Annotated in this window: 13 protein-coding genes; 4 read left to right on the top strand and 9 right to left on the bottom strand. The window is 57.2% G+C overall.

What is annotated here, in order from left to right:
• The first annotated feature begins 86 nt into the window (after positions 1-86).
• A complete protein-coding gene (locus tag FJ145_01920; protein ID MBM4260175.1) occupies positions 87-1,241 on the top strand; it encodes an efflux RND transporter periplasmic adaptor subunit in 1,155 nt (384 codons plus the stop codon).
• A gap of 36 nt (positions 1,242-1,277) precedes the next feature.
• On the opposite strand, the gene bamD is transcribed toward FJ145_01920, so the two are convergent.
• The 3 genes from bamD to FJ145_01905 all read right to left on the bottom strand — a co-directional run bounded on the left by bamD (position 1,278) and on the right by FJ145_01905 (position 4,149).
• Positions 1,278-3,212 carry an outer membrane protein assembly factor BamD gene (bamD, locus tag FJ145_01915; protein MBM4260174.1) on the bottom strand — a complete coding sequence of 645 codons (1,935 nt, stop codon included), beginning with the start codon at positions 3,210-3,212 and terminating at the stop codon, positions 1,278-1,280.
• Between the two features lie 109 nt (positions 3,213-3,321).
• Positions 3,322-3,606, bottom strand: a complete 285-nt coding sequence (locus FJ145_01910) for a DUF2141 domain-containing protein (GenBank protein ID MBM4260173.1) — start codon at positions 3,604-3,606, stop codon at positions 3,322-3,324.
• Positions 3,607-3,834: 228 nt separating this feature from the next.
• Positions 3,835-4,149: a hypothetical protein gene (locus FJ145_01905; GenBank protein ID MBM4260172.1), complete on the bottom strand. Its 315-nt coding sequence runs from the start codon at positions 4,147-4,149 to the stop codon at positions 3,835-3,837.
• 257 nt (positions 4,150-4,406) lie between these two features.
• On the opposite strand from FJ145_01905, the gene FJ145_01900 reads away from it, so the two are divergent.
• The gene (locus FJ145_01900) at positions 4,407-5,009 is read left to right on the top strand and encodes a tetratricopeptide repeat protein (GenBank protein ID MBM4260171.1); all 603 of its coding nucleotides are present in this window, start codon (positions 4,407-4,409) and stop codon (positions 5,007-5,009) included.
• Positions 5,010-5,080: 71 nt separating this feature from the next.
• Here the strand turns inward: FJ145_01900 and FJ145_01895 are convergent, their stop codons facing one another.
• The 5 genes from FJ145_01895 to FJ145_01875 form a co-directional block, all read right to left on the bottom strand.
• Positions 5,081-5,710, bottom strand: coding sequence for a hypothetical protein (locus FJ145_01895; GenBank protein ID MBM4260170.1), 630 nt, complete (start codon positions 5,708-5,710; stop codon positions 5,081-5,083).
• A gap of 420 nt (positions 5,711-6,130) precedes the next feature.
• A complete protein-coding gene (locus tag FJ145_01890) occupies positions 6,131-6,916 on the bottom strand; it encodes a sulfite exporter TauE/SafE family protein (protein ID MBM4260169.1) in 786 nt (261 codons plus the stop codon).
• A gap of 19 nt (positions 6,917-6,935) precedes the next feature.
• Positions 6,936-7,811 (bottom strand): 4-hydroxybenzoate octaprenyltransferase, encoded by an 876-nt coding sequence (locus FJ145_01885; protein ID MBM4260168.1) that lies wholly within the window; start codon positions 7,809-7,811, stop codon positions 6,936-6,938.
• Positions 7,812-7,839: 28 nt separating this feature from the next.
• Positions 7,840-9,738: a tetratricopeptide repeat protein gene (locus FJ145_01880; protein MBM4260167.1), complete on the bottom strand. Its 1,899-nt coding sequence runs from the start codon at positions 9,736-9,738 to the stop codon at positions 7,840-7,842.
• 3 nt (positions 9,739-9,741) lie between these two features.
• Positions 9,742-11,184: a menaquinone biosynthesis decarboxylase gene (locus FJ145_01875; protein ID MBM4260166.1), complete on the bottom strand. Its 1,443-nt coding sequence runs from the start codon at positions 11,182-11,184 to the stop codon at positions 9,742-9,744.
• A 148-nt stretch (positions 11,185-11,332) separates the two neighbouring features.
• Between FJ145_01875 and FJ145_01870 the strand changes: the two genes are divergently transcribed.
• A complete protein-coding gene (locus tag FJ145_01870; protein MBM4260165.1) occupies positions 11,333-13,033 on the top strand; it encodes a hypothetical protein in 1,701 nt (566 codons plus the stop codon).
• 54 nt (positions 13,034-13,087) lie between these two features.
• Positions 13,088-15,478: a tetratricopeptide repeat protein gene (locus FJ145_01865; protein MBM4260164.1), complete on the top strand. Its 2,391-nt coding sequence runs from the start codon at positions 13,088-13,090 to the stop codon at positions 15,476-15,478.
• Between the two features lie 15 nt (positions 15,479-15,493).
• On the opposite strand, the gene FJ145_01860 is transcribed toward FJ145_01865, so the two are convergent.
• Complete coding sequence (locus FJ145_01860; GenBank protein ID MBM4260163.1) at positions 15,494-17,449, bottom strand: hypothetical protein; 1,956 nt, start codon at positions 17,447-17,449, stop codon at positions 15,494-15,496.
• Between the last annotated feature and the right edge of the window lie 114 nt (positions 17,450-17,563).

Raw genomic sequence — 17,563 nt, 5'->3', positions numbered from 1 at the left:
ATCCTGTAATTTCGGCGCGGCGGTCAAGCGATAGGGTCGCTTTGCTGCCCCGCGCTTGCTAGTCTATTGCTTTGGGCTGCGCGCAAATGGCGAATTGGTTTTTAGGATGGTGGTTTCTCGCGCTGGTCGTGGTGATTGCGCTCATCAGCCAGCGTGCTGAACTGCTGGAGCTTGTCAATTTCAATAAATCCGGTGCTGCGCCGGTCCGGCAAGAAGTCATTCCCACCGTTACGGTCGAGCCGGTCAGAAAAGTTTCGATCCCCTTCGAGATCGCTGCCACTGGCGAGCTATTGCCAGTGCGCGAGGAGCAGGCCCTCTCGCCGGTTTCAGGCTACATCGACAAATTAAACTTCAAGATTGGCGATACGATTGCCGCCGGGCAAGCGGTTGTCACTTTCAAGATCGGCGAGGCGAGAAAGCGGCTCGAGCAAGTCGAGTCGACAATCCGCGATCTGCAGGCGCCCCTGCGCGAAAAAGAAGCGCGCTTGGTAGAGGCTGAAAAGCAGCTGGAAAAACTCCGTGATCTTTTCGGCCGCGATCTGATCGCCAAAAAAGAGCTGGGCAGCGCCAAAACGCTGCTTGAGACCGCGCGTGCTGAAAGGGACCTGGTAAAGAATCAAATGGATCAACAGGAAGCGATTCTGGCCCAATTGCGCTACGTGCTCAAAGCCCCGTTGGTGACGGCCCCGTTGACGGGTGTGGTGACCGATGTGTTCGCTGAGGCGAACGCCTACGTGCAGAACAACTGGCCAATTCTAAGCGTCGCGGTGGTCGATCCGTTGAAGCTATCGCTCAAACTTTCTGAGAAAGAAGCGCTAGTGGTGCGCAAAGGCATGGGTGTGGTTGTCACGGCACAAGAATTGGCGGAAAAAGTTTTCCAGGGGCAAGTTGTGCTTTTCGATGCCAAAGAACGGGTTGCCGAAATTCAAGTGCCGAATAGACAGCGCCAGCTACGTCCTTGGATGGGGGTTTCCTATTTGCTGAAGTCCGATGGCAACCGCGATGCCCTTCTAGTTCCGAGTGGCGCGCTGGTGCGCGGCGAAAGCAAAACCCTCGTCTATGTCGTAACCGATACCGGGCAAGCCGAAGCGGTCCCGGTTACCGTGCGCGCGTATCGAGACGGTATGAGTGAGGTTGTCGACGGCCTTGAGGAGCATCAATCGGTCGTCGTGAGCGCGCCGGAAAGGTTGGCGCCGCAGAGCAAGGTCCGCGTGACGGTTGCCAAACCGCAGCCGCGTTAGACCCCGGTGACCGGCGGGTCGTTTCTGTGGCCCAGCCTACCAACGGAACGGATTGAGCGCCCTGCCGATCGAATCGATGTCTTGCTTGAGTTGATCGAAGGCGCCTTTGCTCTCCTCGCCCCTGCTGGCGGCCGGTTTCGTCTCCGCCGGCTTTTGATTGGCTGGCGGCGCTTGGGTGACAAGGCTTGGACCTTTGACCAAGCTTCTTGCGAAATCGCGTCCGCTTGGCTCCGTTGGTTTTTGTTCCGCCAGTGCGCCCTTTCTCTCGTCGGTGGCCGGGGTTTGAGCTAAGGCAGCTTTATCTTGGGCTGGGACTTGGGCTGGCGTCAGAAATAGCGGTCCCTTCTCCAAGGGTATCTTCGGTTCGAGTTCAACCCTTCTCGGTGTATCCTGCCTGGCAGTATCGGGCTTGATTTGCGGCGGCGGCTCGAACTTGGCGGACTCGACGCCCTGGCTTTTTAACTTCTGGTCGATGTTGCCTAGCAGACTGCTCGCACCCGCACTCTTTGGCGCTTCCGCGGCCTTGGTCGCGCTTGCCACGGCAGCTTGCGCCGCGGCTGGATTGCGAAACACCGGTGCTGCTTCCGGCGGCGCCGGTAGTTGGTTGACTGGCGCGCCGCTCTTTTTCAAACTGGCGTCGATGTCGCCGACAAGCTTGCTCGTATCGCTCGGCTGCTGTCGTGGGGCTTGGGCGATTTTAGCGATATCATTCGCCGGGGCGCTGAGCGCTGCGGTTTGAATCTTTGCATCGACGCCCTTGCCCTGCAAGTTTTTGTCGACCTGATCGACCAGTTGGGTGTTATTGGCGTCGGGAGTTTTTTTGGTCTCTTTTTTCTCGTCAGAACCGAAGGGCCAAAGGCGCGAGAGCATGCCCGGAGATTCTTTTTCAGCGGCCTTGCGCTTGGCGAGCAGGTCGATGGCGCTTTCGGGTTTTTTCTCCTCGACTTTTTTATTGCCGTCGTCTGAGCTGCTGAATGGGTTGATCTTGTCGACTACGCGGCGAAAACCCCCTTTTTGTTGTCCGGGCTCCTCGTGGACGACGTCCGTCTTAGCGACGAGGTTAGGAATTTCCTTGGGCCGCGCGATCTCCTGAGGCACATCCGCCGCACTGGTCGCCCCGGCGCGGCGATCGCGCATCAGCAGCATGGCCAAGGGGTCTTGGCGGTCTTTATCGAGCTGCGCCAATTGGGTTTTTGCTTCGCGGGCGAATTTGCCTTCAGGGTAGTGTTGCACGAGCGCTTCGTAGGCGAGCGCCGCGCGACTGTTATTTTTCTCTTTGCGATAACTTTCACCTAGATAAAAAAGGCTTTTCTCGGCCGCCGGTGTGCGGTTGTACTTGCGCACGATTTCCTCGAAGCGGTCGCGCGCCGCGGGATACTTTTCTTGCTGAAAGTAAAAGTTGGCGACGTTAAATTCATATTCAGAGAGATACTCGATGCACTTGGCAAGCTTCTCTCGCGCCTGCGGCGCGTATGGCGATTTGCCGTAGTTATTAACTACGGTTTCGAAATAGCCTTTGGCAATCTCGGTATTTTTTTGCTCGCGATCGGTGCTGGTAAATTGATCGAAATGAGCTTGACCGAGGCGATAGACAACGAACGGAATATTCTCGTTGTTAGGATGGAGCGACTGAAACTCTTTGAACGCGGTGATGGCTTCCGGATATTGCTGATTCAAATAATGCGCGTCGGCGATTTTCAATTCAGCGTCGGTCAAGAGCGGACTGAAAGGGTGGTCGGTTTTGATCCTCGATAACGCATCGATGGCGCGAGCATAGCGCTTTTCCTTGAAATAGCGCATGCCGTCAGCGTACAGCGTTTCGGCCGTGCGATTTGCTTCCAGCGCCGGACTTGACCACGGCAATGAGGGCATCGACGGCATCGAACAACCGGCGCAAGAAAACGCGATCAGCAGGCTTGCTGTGATTCTCGTTCGCATAGAGACTCCGCTCGTTAGGCTTATTCGCCTCATAGTACGCGACAAAGCGGGGGAGTCAAGAATCTGGAGATGTGCAAAGGGCAGAGCGGTAAGAGGCAGACTGTGCAATCCGTGCGGGCTCTTTACGCCATGCCCTTTGCGTTTACTGCCCGGGCAGCACACGTAGGGTCGTCTGCGCTTGATTGGCGCGGAAGAGAAACGGCCACACCGGCGGAAAGATAACGTAGGCTGTGGTTTCGAGGAAGGAGTAGATCAGATCACCAGGAGGGCCTTTGTCGTCGTGGATCGTGACGGTGTACTCGCCGGGCGGCAAATCGGGAACCGTGAACTGGAGTACTTTGTCCTCGATCCAAATGAGCTCTTCTCCGGGAACATGTTGGCGCTCTGGTTTTTGCGCCATCAACTTTAGCTGCGGCCAGTCCATCATTTTGCCGCCTATCTCAACCCGTGGCCAGCCCACCAGATATTGCATCGGTAAATCGACTTTCGCGCCAGGCCGGCCAGCGAGCGGTTCCGAGGACGTGATCCGGGGCGCGCAACCCGCGGTTGCGTATAGGCAAAACAGCACCCCGTGCAGGCAAGCCGTCGTCTTTCGGTTCATCGCTGGCTTTAGATGCCACAGAATGCTCGCAATGCCAAGCGCGCCCAAAAAACGCTAACAACCCGAACCAACGGCGAAGTCGAGGGGCGGCGCTTCCGCTCGCAGTTCAACTAATGCGTCAACAACTGTTTCTATGAGATCAACCTGCGCTACGACAATGACGGCTTCGGTGGAGCCACCGAGTTGCAGCGCGGCCAGATGCAGGTGCATTTTGAGCAGATCAACCCCTGGTTGCCTCCCGTGGCGTTCGGCATGGACGGTGAGATGGCGGTCAGCGTCTACCGGCAACTGCGCGGCGGGCGGCGAGTTCTCACGAAACCGGGTGCTGATCCGCGAGTGGAACTTATGGTACTTTTTGCCCAACCGCATCAGCGTCGGCGGCTCAGTTCTGTGTTACGACGCATCGAACCTGCGCAGCGGTCGTCGAGGGGCGCAAGAGAACGCGGGATGCAGCGGCGCGGGAGGATCGACTCGCGGCAAAGGTTGCGACTGGACCGACTTGCAGATGAACTTCCGCTTCTCGTTCTAGAAACATAAACCTTCAACCAAAAAAGGGGAGCCTTGCGCCCCCCTTTTTTTTGTCCGCCGAATATCTTAGTCTTGGTTTTCCAAGGAGTTCACCGGCGATGGTCGCAAAAGCCTGTTTCTTGATGTTGCTCATGATGCTTCACGTTGTCGCCTGCACCCATGCGATTCCAAGGCTGGGTCTGTCGGGGCGCTATCTGGAGGGCCGTGATCAGTTTCTGCGCGGACGTGGAGGCGATATGGATCGGGCTGTCGGCGCGCTGGAAAACGTCGTGCGCGAAGATCCGACGTATAAAGATAGCCTGACCCTCCTGGGGAGGGCTTATTACCGGCAGGAACGGTACGCCGATGCCCATGTTATCTTGCAGCGTGCCTTGGCGGTCAACAAGGACGACGAGATCGCCTGGCTTACGCTAGGACTTACGCAATTAAGGCTGAACGACAACCACCGCGGCATGGAGTCGTTAAAAGGTGCCATCACTCAGTTGAGCAGGGTTTCGGTACGCGGTTATCGCGAATACGAAGATTGGGATAGCAACAACCAGGTGCGCACCGAACTGCGGCGCTGTGCTTTGGTAATCGCCAAAGGTGTGGATTTTAAACAGGATGTCCTGCGCGCCACGGAAGTGCTATTGGCGCGCATGGACGAAGAGGAAAACTTTCAAAGAATCAATAAACCGCGCCAGCAGCAGCGAGACCGCTGATCGTTTGCCTATCTGAGCAAGCGGTGGCAGTCCGTTTTTCGCACCACTGACAATCTTGGTTCGGAGAGTTTCTAACGCCGGCCGTTGTCACCGTCGCGAGTTTGATCTTCACGCTCGTCACGCTGCGCTCGATCTGCTTCTTCTTCGAGGCTCCTGCCGACCCACTCCCCGTTCTCGACGATGCGCTTGAGATCGGCGTCTTTGCCCGAGATCAGTCGTAGGTTGGTCTCGATCTCCGAGCGTATCTCGCGGCGCGGGTCCCAAAATTGGCCATAGTGAGTGTTGGCGGTAATGTATTCCAAGTCGTTGTAGATACCTTTCATGCCGCCCTCAATCTCGCGCAGGCCTGCGGTGCGATCCTCACCCTTCGTCAAAACTAAACCCAGATAGAGGCGGGCGAGGTTATCATTGCGATTCATCGAGATAGCGCGGTCGAGCGCTTGGCGCGCCTCGGGGAGACGCCCGGCGGCATAGTTGGCGCGGCCAACGTAGGTCCACACGCCCTCGTCGAAAGCGCGGAAACGCTTAACGTAACCGCTATCCAACTCAGAGGCGCGTTGAAAATGGGCCAGCGCGACTTTTGGATCACCGAATATGAGCTGCGGTCTACCGCGCTGTGCTTCACCGGCTGCTTGAAAAGAAGCACAGCCGGCGACGCCGAACAAAACCGCCAACAGGCCAAACAAGTGTGTCCGTTTCATAGTGCCTCCTCTGAAGTTGATTTCGTTAAAAATCATACCGCACAAGTAAAGGGTTCAAAAGACCCATGTGGAGCGGTCTCCCAAGGCCGCTTCTTCGAGCATCCGCCTATGGAATATTTACGCGGGAAGCAGCACGAGTGGATTGAAACAAGCGCAAATGCCTAGCCCGGATTATTCATCGCTGCAACGCGATCGAAGTGAAACTCTTCCGGAGCGAAGGCAACAGATATCCGCTTCGACGCCGCCTCGTAGGGGCGACCGGCGGTCGCCCTGCGCTGCGAATCGCAGTGAAAAGGTCGAAGAGATGCCAAGTATCGGGGAATCAAACCGAACGATCTGCGCTGATGCCTTCGCTCCTCCAGAGTTCCACTTCGATCGACACAGTGTCATGGGTTTTCCCCGTCGCATGAATAATTCGGGCTAGGGCCAGAGCAGGGTGGTCCAAATGCGCGCCGCCACGATCACGATAATCGCCGCATAAGCGTAGCGCAAAGCTTGTGGCGAGACTTTGCTATGGCTCTTCTCGCCAAGAATCGCCCCGAGGCCAGCGCCAATGATCACCGCAATAGTCATTAGAAACGGCACTTGGCCGGTGATGAGCTTGCCGAGAAAGCCGGTAAAACCGTTCAAGACGTGAATGACAAGGGCGCTGCCGATGGTGACCCGAGTCGGGATCTTCAACACGAAGATCAAAAGCGGCACGAAGAGAAAATTTCCCGCTCCAAGCAGACCCACAACCGCTCCAACGGCCAGCGAAATAACGGCCAGCGACATGACCGGAATCGGAATTTCATTGATCTCAGCCTGTTCCTGGGCAGCCGTTGGACCGGGCAAGAACATCACTGCACCGGCAACAATCGTGATGATGCCGAAGAGCAGCAGCAGGTGCCACTCGGAAACCCATTTCGAGGCCACGCCGCCGCTGAATGAGCCAATCGCCGAAGCCACCGCGCCGATGCCGGCCAGTTTCTTGTGGACGCGACCTTTGCGCCAGTGGGCAACCCCGCCAATCAGTCCAGCAAAGAAAACCTGTGAAATAACCAACGCCGCGACTGTCTTGGCATCGATCGCCTCTAAGCCCAGGTAAGGAGGCAGATAGAGCAAGAGCGGAAACAAAAGAATGCCGCCGCCAAGGCCGATGAATCCGGCACCGAAGCCGGCCAGTCCCGCGAGGCCCACCAGCGTGGCGAACAGACCCGAGCTCACGCCCTATATCCGACGGGGGTCACAGAAGCACATCTCCGAGAGTGGCGAGCAGATAACCCAGGCTGACATAGGCGTTGAGATCAAAGAACGCGCGATTGATGCGCGAAAGATCATTCGGCGTAACAATCTTGTGCTCCCAAAACAAGACCGCGGCGACCGCTAAGGTGCCCAGCCAATAAACAATGCCTCGCCCAGCAACAATTCCAGTCAAAACCAGAAAAAGTACTGTTAGGACGTGAAAGCCGCTGGAAAATAAGAGGGCCTTGGCCACCCCGAAGCGAACGGGAATCGAGTGGAGACCGATCTTCTTATCAAACTCGCGGTCTTGCAGCGAGTAGATGATGTCAAAGCCAGCCAGCCAAAAGACCACGGACATACCAAGGCAGATCGGTACCAGCAGCTCCTTCAATTCAAAAGGCGGCTGTGCCACAGCCAGCCAAGCACCCACCGGCGCGATGGCGAGGGCCAGGCCCAAAAACATATGCGATGCCCAGGTAAACCGTTTGGTCAGGGAATAAAAAAACACGATGGTCAAGGCGAGCGGTGAAAGTGCAAAACAGAGCCAATTGAGCTGAAAGGAAGCGAGGATTAAAACTGTCGATGAGAGCACCGTCAACACAACGGCCTCGCCAGTTTTCACTTTCCCCTGGGGCAGCTCCCAATTCTTGGTGCGCGGGTTGAGAGCGTCGAATTTTCGATCCACCAACCGATTGAATCCCATCGCCGCGGTGCGCGCGCCGACCATGGCAATAACGATCCAGAAAAGCATGCGCAGCGTGACCGGATGCTGCGGCCACGCCAAGACGATCGACGCCATGGCGAAGGGAAGCGCGAAGACCGTGTGGGAAAAGCGCACGAGGCTAGCGAAACTCCGCATCTTGGTAAGCCATGGCATCGGGTTAGTTTGGGCGATCTTAGTCATCTTACTTTTGCTTGGCTTCGTCGAGAGCACGAGCCAGGTTGTGCTGCGCTTCAGCAAAATCCGGTCTAATATAGAGGGCGCGGCGAAAAAGTGCGATAGCTTTCACCAAATCCCCTTTGGCTGCATAGATCTTGCCCAGTGCGTTGTAGCCCTGTGGATAGTCAGGCTGCAATTTCAACGCGGTTTCCAAACGAGCTATGGCCTCGTCAAGGCGGCCTTGCACGGCAAGGGCGCTGGCCAGATTATAGTGAGAGACCGCAAGAGTTGGCTTCATCGATAGAGCTTGCTCAAGCGCGCGAATCGCCTCGGCGGGCTCACCGCGCCGGCTGAGGACCACGCCAAGGTCGGTGTAGATAGCATAATCGTTGGGCTCGATTGCGATCGATGTTTTGAGATGAGCCAGCGCGTTATCGAGATCACCGCGATCGGCGGCCAAGCGGGCAACCATATGGTGCGCCGTCGCCGATTTGAACGTCGAGCGGTCAGCGACCGATATCACCTGATTCCACAGCGTGTCGGAATCGCGCCAGATGGCAATCTGCTGGATTGTCACGAGGGCCAATCCCACGACCATGGCGGCAGCAAGCGCGACAGGAACAGCAGGCTTGCGGCTCCCCAGCCACGAAACGGTGCGCCGTTGCCAAAGAAAAAACCAACCGGCTCCGACGAGCAGCGCCCAGCCCAAGCAGGGTAGGTAGCTATAGCGGTCGGCGACAAGCTGGCGACCGCTTTGCACGAAACCGAGAACCGGCGCCACGATCACCACGTAAGAAAGCCAGCAGGCTAAGGCCGCAGGCCAGCGGCGGCGAAAAATCCACAAGCCAACCGAGAGCGCAATAACCACTGCGGCGCTTGGCAAGAAAGGCCAGGCAACCGGATCGATTCGCGGGGGCACCTCGTAGAGTGGCGCTAGATCGAAGGGCCATACGGTCTTCCAGAGGTAGAACACCAAGCCGTAGGACGCCTGAGCGGCACGCGCGGCCAAACCATGGGCGTGCAGCGATGCCACTGCGGCAGCGTCTGACTGGGCGAGCGGAGCAACGATGCCAGCCAATAGAGCGAGCAGTGCAAAGGGAACCTTCTCCAGCCAAACATGGCGCGGTGCCGTTCGCAGCGCCCGTCCGGCCAGCCAGGTTATACGGCCGAGAGGGCACACATCGAGCAACAATAGAACCAAGGGCAGTGTAACGCCGCTGGCCTTGGCCAGCAGCGAGCACGCGAAACAGAGCACGGAAGCGCCCAACCAGCCGCGGCTTTGGCGCGCGCCATCGTCCGTGTCGATGACAGCGCGCAGATAACAATAAACCGTCGCAAGAAAAAAAAGCCCGGACAGAACATCGCGCCGCTCGGTCGCCCAGGCCACCGACTCGACGCGCAGCGGATGGACGGCGAAAAACAGCGCGGCTAAGCCGGCAGCCGCGCGCAAGCCGAAGTCGGTCGCAGGAGTGGAGCGAGCGACCGAGAGCAGCTTCTGCGCAATCAGAAAAAACAGCGCCGCGTTGGCGCCGTGCAGCAGGATGTTGGTCAGGTGATAGCCCACTGGGTTGAGCCCCCAGAGGTAATAGTCCACGGCTAGGGTGATCCAGCTGAGCGGCTGGTAATGGCCCTGGTGAAATGTCGAAAACATCCAGGCGAGCTGCTGCCAGCCCAAGCCGCGGTAATAGGGATTGTTGACGAGCAGATCGTAGTCGTCCCAGTTGACGAAATCGTTGCGCAGCGCGGGCAGAAAAACCGCGATCGTGAATGCCGCCACCGCCAGCGCGATGGAGCTATCGCGGTTGGAGGTTGTCGCTAGCGGCTCGTCGTTGCGGCTTGGGGCATCGATTGGGGATACCGGGTTGGTGCGGTTGGGCTGACGACTCGGCCGCGGCGTTGGTTTTTTCTCTTTGCGGCGCGCCACGACTCACGAAATCCCCAACTTGGACCAGATCGAGTCGATGTGTTGCTTGGTCTTTTCATCCATGACGATGGCCGGCGGCCACTCGCGCTCGAATCCTTCGCTGCGCCATTTGCGCGTGGCATCGATGCCGATTTTTGAGCCAAAGCCGAGCATGGGGGCGGCGTGGTCTAACACATCGACTGGGCCTTCGACGAAAATCACATCACGCTTGGGATCGATATTATTGCCGACCACCCAGGTGACTTCCGAAAGGTCCTGAACATCGACGTCGTGGTCGACGATCATAAGGGCCTTGGTGAACATCATCTGGCCCATGCCCCAGAGCGCGTGCATGATCTTGCGCGCATGAGCGGGATATTCTTTTTTGATCGCAATGATCGCCAAATTGTGAAACACGCCGTGGATGGGGAGATTCATGTCGACGATTTCTGGGAACGTAAGTTTTAACAACGGCAGAAAGATACGTTCCGTTGCTTTGCCAAGATAGGCATCTTCCATCGGCGGGCGGCCGACAATGGTGGTCAAGTAAATGGGCTTTTTTCTTTGGGTAATGCAGGTCACGTGAAACACCGGATAGTCGTCCGCCAACGAATAAAAGCCGGTGTGGTCACCAAACGGACCCTCGCGGCGAAATGGCTCGGTGGGATCGACATAGCCCTCGATGACGATGTCGGCGTTCGCGGGCACGTCGATGTCGACGGTAATCGCTTTGACCAGCGCTACGCCCTTTTTGTGCATGAAGCCGGTAAAGAGAATCTCGTCGATTTGATCCGGCAGCGGCGCCGTGGCGGCATAGGTCAATGCCGGGTCGCCGCCGATGCAGACGGCGAGTTCCATGCGACCTTTCTGCTGATGGCGGTAATGGCGCGCGCCAACTTTGTGCAAGTGCCAGTGCATGCCAGTCGTGCGTGAGTCGTAGACCTGCATGCGGTAGAGCCCGACGTTGCGCGTGCCGCGCTCGGGGTCTTTGGAAAAGACCATCGGTAGTGTGATGAAAGGACCCGCGTCGCCAGGCCAGCAGGTCAGAACCGGAAGAATTCCCAAATCCGGTTCCCGGTGAATGACCTCTTGGCACGGTCCGTCTTTGACTTTTTTGGGTGGGATGCCAGCGAGCTTAAGGCCTTCGCCAAGAAGGTGAAGTTTGTCCTTGAACGACTTGGGCGGCCTGGTCAGCTGCAATAGTTTTTCGATCTCACGGGCGATTTCTTTGACATCGCTCACGCCCAGCGCCGTCGCCGTTCTTTTGGTCGAGCCGAAGGCATTGATCAAAAGCGGGATGCTCTTGCCGACGACGTTTTCAAACAACAACGCTGGACCGCCGCTTTTCATCACCCGATCGGCGATCTCGGTGATTTCCAGCTCAGCTTTGACCGGATGGGCGACGCGCTTCAACTCGCCATCGCGCTCTAAAACTTGAACGAATTCTTGCAAGCTGTTATAGGCCATGAGGAAGGCGCTCGCCCACCGCTTCTCGCGCTGAATTAAGTGAGAACCATTAATCCGAGAATCGCCGGCAAGTCAAGGCTTGTGCGCTTGCAGCTCGTCTCAATGGTCTATTCGTTTGCGCTGCGCGGGCGCGACGATGAAGTAATTTATGGCATCAGCAAAACGACCGCCCGGCAACAAGAATCAGAGCGCAAAAAACGCCAGTCCGACAACCCAGCCAACAGAGCAGCCGGCGGCAAATTCAGCCCAAGGTTTGTCGCGGTTTATCTGGCCGCTTTTGGCCGTTGTAACGCTCGTTCTGCACCTGTGGGCTTTGGATATTGCTCCACCGGGGGCCTATGTCGATGAGACTTCCATCGGCTACAACGCGTACAGCATCTTGCGCACCGGGGCGGATGAGCACGGTGTTAGCTTCCCGCTCTATTTCAAAGCCTTTGGTGAGTATAAAAATCCGGTCTTCATTTACACCTTAGTCCCGCTCATCGGGGTTTTCGATCTCTCGGTATGGACCATTCGGCTTGGCGCGGCGCTCTTTGGGCTGGGCACGGCCTTGCTGCTCGGCTTGATCGTGAAAGAGGATTCCAATTCAAGCCTAAGTTGGATGGTTGGTTTTGTCATTGCCGGATTGACGCCTTGGCTATTTACGCTTAGCCGGGTGAGCTTCGAGGTCATCTCATTTCCTTTTTTCATCGCCTTGGCTTGGTGGTGTTGGCTGAGAGGGATCAAGTCGGCGGCGATCGCGTGGTTCTTCGTATGCGGTCTCGCTTGGGGCGTGGCGATTTTTACCTACTCCACTGCAAGGTTGATGGCGCCTGTTATCGTCTTGGCTCTGCTGATTAGTTACTACCGTGAGATCAAGGAGCAGCGTTTTCGCCCGCTCATTGCCGCCGTGCCGTTCGGGCTGTGCCTGCTTCTTCTCGCGACGTGGATGATCCAACATCCCGGTGCGCTGACGGCGCGCTTCGCCGACATCAGCATCGCCAGAGACAGCCACGATTCGTTGATCTGGATGGGCCGTTTTATCGGCAACTATTTGACGTATCTTTCGCCGCAATTTCTCTTTCTCAACGGCGATACAAACCTGCGTCATCATACGGGTTTCGGCGGAGAACTATTTCTCGTAGCGTTTCCCGCGGTGATTGCCGGTTTGGCACACATTTGGCAAAATCGCAGCCGGGCAAACGTCCGTTTTGTCTTAGCCGGATTTTTGCTGTTCCCGTTGGCGGCGAGCCTGACCGCCGACAGCGCGCACTCGCTGCGGACCGCGAACGTGATACCGTTTGTGGTTGTCATGGTTGCCTGGGGCATTTTGTATTTGCGCGCGCTGATCGGCGCGCAGCGAGTCCTGGCGGCGCTGCTGGTTTTAGTTGCGGCGCTCGAGGCCGGTGGTTTCTTCGTCGATTATTTTTTCAGCTACCCCGAACGGGCCCGGGCCTGGTTCAACGCCGGACTTCCCGAGGCAATAAAAATCTCGCTGCAGCGCGACCCATCGCAGTCGGAGTTGCACTATTCGATGCAAGCCTTTCGCGACGAGAACTTCGAATCGACGGTGCCGGACATTCAGCCCTATATGCAGTTCCTATTCTTCGGCAAGCTCGATCCCAAAACCTATCAACAGAAGGGCATGGCCGGATTTCGCATTTATCCACTGAAGCCGGATACGAATCTACCGAGCAAGTCGGTTCTGTTGGTGAAAAACGGTGAGGAGGTCTTTTCCGCGAGCGGCAAGGGCTTGGTTTTAGCCAACTCGGATATGCCGCCGCCTGCGGCGCAACCCGTTAGTCAGATTGTCCTAGATGCCCCTAGGCTGAGAAACCCCCCGGCCTATCAGATTTTTCAAGTTCCGTAGTTCATCTATGCGCCGATTTCGCGGAACGATATCGATGGACCGGCGTTAGTCGAAATGGCAACTCGGTCAACTGCCAAGGCCTCCCGTGCGCGCGTTGCTGCCGCGCCGCCGGTCGATGCTGCTAAGATTTCAAGAACGATTCCGCAACGGTTCGTGGCCGCGATTATTCTCGGGCTGTTCTTTCTTTGGTTCTCCGCCGTTACCGTTACCAGCTTTGTGCAGAAGTCCCTGACCGTCGATGAGCCAATCCATCTGCTCTCGGGTTATGCCGCCTTAAGCTGGGCCGATTTCAGAGTGAATCCAGAACACCCGCTGCTGGCGAAAATCTTGGCGGCTCTGCCGCTGCTCGCGATGGACGTCAAAGATCCGCGCCCGGCAAGCCGAGAGTGGGACACGGACGGCGTCGCTAACAGCATGACTTTAGCGCTGAATGATGCCGATACACTTTTCTTTTATCCCAAGCTCATGATGGTCGGTTTGGCGCTGCTCCTGGGATATTTCGTCTATCGCTGGAGTCGGGAGCTTTTCGGCACCACCGCGGCGATCATCGCGCTCGTGCTTTACGGTCTCGACCCAAATGTTTTAGCTCATGCGCCGATCATCCACACCGACATGCCGATGACCGCCGTCGTGTTCATCGGAACCTATTCGTTCTGGCGTGTCTCGAACGACATCACGCGGGCGAATCTATTGTTTGCTTTTCTGAGCTTCGGCATCGCCGTGGTCACAAAATACTCCTACCCGGTCTTGTTTCTCGCCTGGGGGTTGCTCGCGCTGGCGCGAATTGTTTCCGCCGAGCCGGTGCGGGTGGGCGTGGGCAAGTTCCCGGCAGCTTCAAGCCGGCGGCAAAAACTAGCTTGGTACTCGGCGATCTTTGCCGGTGGACTGATCACCGCCTATCTCTGCATCTGGGCTGTGTATGGTTTTCGCTTTCAAGCCATCCCGGAACCCGGCCTTTCTTTGCCAGCGGCGAAGCTCCTAAGCGAAAACCCGCTGCTGCAGAAGATTGCGCTGATCGCGGCCGACTATCACCTCGCTCCCGAGGCATGGATCTATGGCCAGCGTTACGTGCACTCTCATCTGGTGCGCCATACCTACATGTTGGGCGAGATTTCCGAGCAGGGCTTCTGGCTTTATTTCCCCTTGGCTTTTGCGGTCAAAACACCGTTGCCGACATTGCTGCTGTTCTTTGTCGCGTTGGGCCTATGGGTCGCAAGAAAAGGCGAGCGGCGGCAAGCACTTTTTCTGCTAGTGCCCATAACGGTGTTTTTTATGGTGGCTATCGTTTCGCGCATCAACATTGGCGTGCGCCACATCCTGCCGATCTATCCGTTCTTGTTTGTATTTATTAGCGGCGCCGCGGCGCGGCTTTGGCAAGAGGGCCATAGTGTCCTCAAGGGCGGGCTAGGGGTCTCGGGAGTTTGGTTGCTGCTGTCGTCGTCGCTCAGCTATCCGCACTATCTCGCCTACTTCAATGAACTGATCGGCGGCGCTAAGAACGGTCACAAGGTCTTACTCGATTCCAACCTGGATTGGGGGCAGGATCTCAAAGGACTCAAGTCCTGGATGGACGCGCGTCGAGTGGAGAAGATTCAGTTTCTCTACTTCGGCACCGTCGGCGTCGCTGCGCCTCGCTACTATCAAATCGATGCGATGTTTCTTCCTGGAAGCTGGGTTAGTCACTATTTGTTACCGGGGCAAGATCCTGGCGTTGCCAAATATGTCGCCGTGAGCGCGACTCATCTGGCTGGGCCAATTCCCAGCGATGCCGGCGAAAAATTCACCGAAGATCAAAAAAATCTCGTCACACCTTTGCACTCACTCAAGCCGCTTACGACAATCGGCTATTCCATTTTCATTTACGAGGTGCAGGAAGTTATCGAGGCGTATCGCAGGTTCGTCCATGCCGGCGCTGCAACCCCGAAGACGCGCCACTTCTTGGCTAATATTCTGAACTACTCCGGAAAGCTCGATGAAGCGGTGGAGCTTATTCGCCGGGTCGTTGAGTTGGATCCGTCCTTCGCCTTGGCGCACTACGACCTGGCTCTTTATCTGACTCGGACAGGCGATCTAGATGGCGCTCTGAAGCACTTCCAAACAGCCTCGGCGCTGGGTTTGGGCCGAGACACCTATCAATTCAGCCTGGGCAGTCTGTTCGCGCAGCAAGGCCGTTTGGATGATGCGGTCGCGTTGTTTCGCCGCGAAATCGAGCTGCGGCCGGATTTCGCACAGGGATACGTGAGTCTGGGCAAAGTCATGGCCGCCAAAGGCGACCTTGGCGCCGCCGTGGAATATTTTCGCGGCGCGGTCAAACGCGATCCTGAGTTCGCCGATGCGCATGAGAGCTTGGCGCGCGCGCTCGCCGAGCAAGGCAAACGCTCGGAGGCCGCCGAGCATTTCCGCAAGGCGATCGAGCTGCTCAAGGCGCAGGCACCCGCGCGGTGATTTGACTTGTCGGTTTTAGCGACCGGCAACGAGGGAAAACTGCTTCGGCGGATTGACCACTTTGATGAACGGGATCGGATCGTCGAGAAGCTTTTCCGGCACCAGGGTCGCCGGCGGGTTGGCGCGAAGGCCCTCGATCCAATGGTACTTGAGGACGACTTCCGGCCCGCGGACGTTTTCTATCTCGATCTTGCCAAGAGCGGCTTTGAGGTCCCCCTCGCCTTTGTGGAACCAGGTTAACGGCTGGTTAACTTTCATTAGGTGCAGATCGCCCAGGCGACGGTCCACAGAGATAGAGTCCAGCGACTGTAGACGTTGCACCGAGCGAGGGTGAAAAGCCACGACGGCGCCGATGTTGTAAAGGCGCAAATAAGCGGCCAACTCTTCGCTGGGGATGCTCGCGATATCGCGTTTGAACAAAAGACCGGAATGAAATTCGGCGAAATGATGGCGGTCGTTGTACAGATTGATCGGCCCGCCGATAAGCTGCCTACCAGTCCAGTGCGGCAGCAGCGAAGAGAGATAAGTCCCGTCGTAGACAAAACCGGTTTCATCGCCCGATTCCTCGAAAAGAACTCTGCCATTCGCCGGAGTCTCTTTGCGGACCCATTCGACGATCTCGCGTACTTCGGGTGAAATTTCGGTTCGGAGGCGCATTTTCCCGGCGGACTCGGTCTGAACAATATTGATTAAGGCGGCGATCATGCCGGCAGCGAGGATTGCCTTGGGGATGTTCGAGCCGGGGACACCCCAAAAGCGGCCGATCGCATAAGCTGCGGCGAGCAGCCAGAAAAGATCGTAGGCAACTTTAAATCGGAGCGGCTGAAGATTTTTGAGCGGGCCAATGAACGAGCCGAAGTAGGTCAACAGAAACAGCGTCCCGAGAGCGGCCGCGATGATGACGCCGATATCTCGCTGTTCTGAACGGAGCAGTTTGATGAGCCCGAGACCGCCCAGCGCAAGCAGCATCACGCGCAGACCGTTGGCCCACAGCGACGAGCGAAAGCTCCAGTAGCCGCCAGGTCTGAGGTAGTCCGTTATAAAGGCGAAAAAGTCGGTGCTGGCAAACAGCGGCAGCTGGGCCACGATGCTCGCTGAGGCATCGTCGGCGCGATGGCCCAACGCTGTCAACAGCCAGGGCAAATTTACTAGGACTGCCACGAGCGCGCCTGCGCCGCTCCAGGCGAGAAACTTCAGCCCATGGGGCCGCCAGTGAATGATTCCCAAGGCGATGGCGGCGGGAGCGATGATTAGCAGGTTTTGAAAATGGAGCGGCAGCAAAACGGCGGCGGCGGCCAACCAGGCGCAGTGCACGGCAACAAAAGCCTGCTCGGACAGGCACGAGCGATAGAGCAGCGATAAAGCCAACAGCGAGGAGTAGGCGCCTAGCGGAAAACCGATCATGCCATAAAAAAACATTTCCCGCGGCAGCGCCGCCCACCAGTAGACGGTGCCCAGCGCGACAGCCGCGACGGTAACTTTGGCGGCGCCGGGTTCCTTTGCGAAAAAGTTCTTGGCGGTGAAATGAATCAGCCAAGGAATACTCGCCGTGGCGAGAAAAACCAACAACTTGAAAGTCGCAAGCACGGCGAGCCCGGTGCTCGAGGTAAGAACCGCAAGCAGCGCAAAAAGCTTGATGCTCAGGTCCTGAATCGTGTTGGAGGGATAGCCGGCCATAAACCAGTGGTTGTAGCCCCACAGGCTGGTTGTCTGGCGCCAGAAAACCTCAAGCGACTGCAAATGATGAAAGTGGAGCCCCCAGTCTTGCTCGATGATGGGTTGGGCGTCGAATATGCCGCCGATGGGATCGAACAACAGTGTCAGACCGAGAACATGGGCGAAGAAAATAGCCGCGCTGCACGCCGCCGCAGTGCGACTGTTCCACTCTGGGGTCGCCAAGAGGGGGGGCTGTTTCGATGGGCCGGCCGACTTTTGCTTGCCGGACTTTTTTTTCGCGCGCGCGGCTGCCATTTCGCGACTTTAAAACCTTGCGAATGTTGAAACGTTGCGCCAAAGTAGCAGGCATTCCAACGTTTTGAAATCATCCGCGATGCGGCAGTTTGCACCGACAACGGTTTCGTGAGT

Source organism: Deltaproteobacteria bacterium (genome assembly GCA_016874755.1).
Taxonomy (GTDB): Bacteria; Desulfobacterota; Binatia; order UBA9968; family UBA9968; genus DP-20.
The sequence above is the reverse complement of the archived record's forward strand: the minus strand, read 5'-3'. Positions and strand labels throughout refer to the sequence as shown.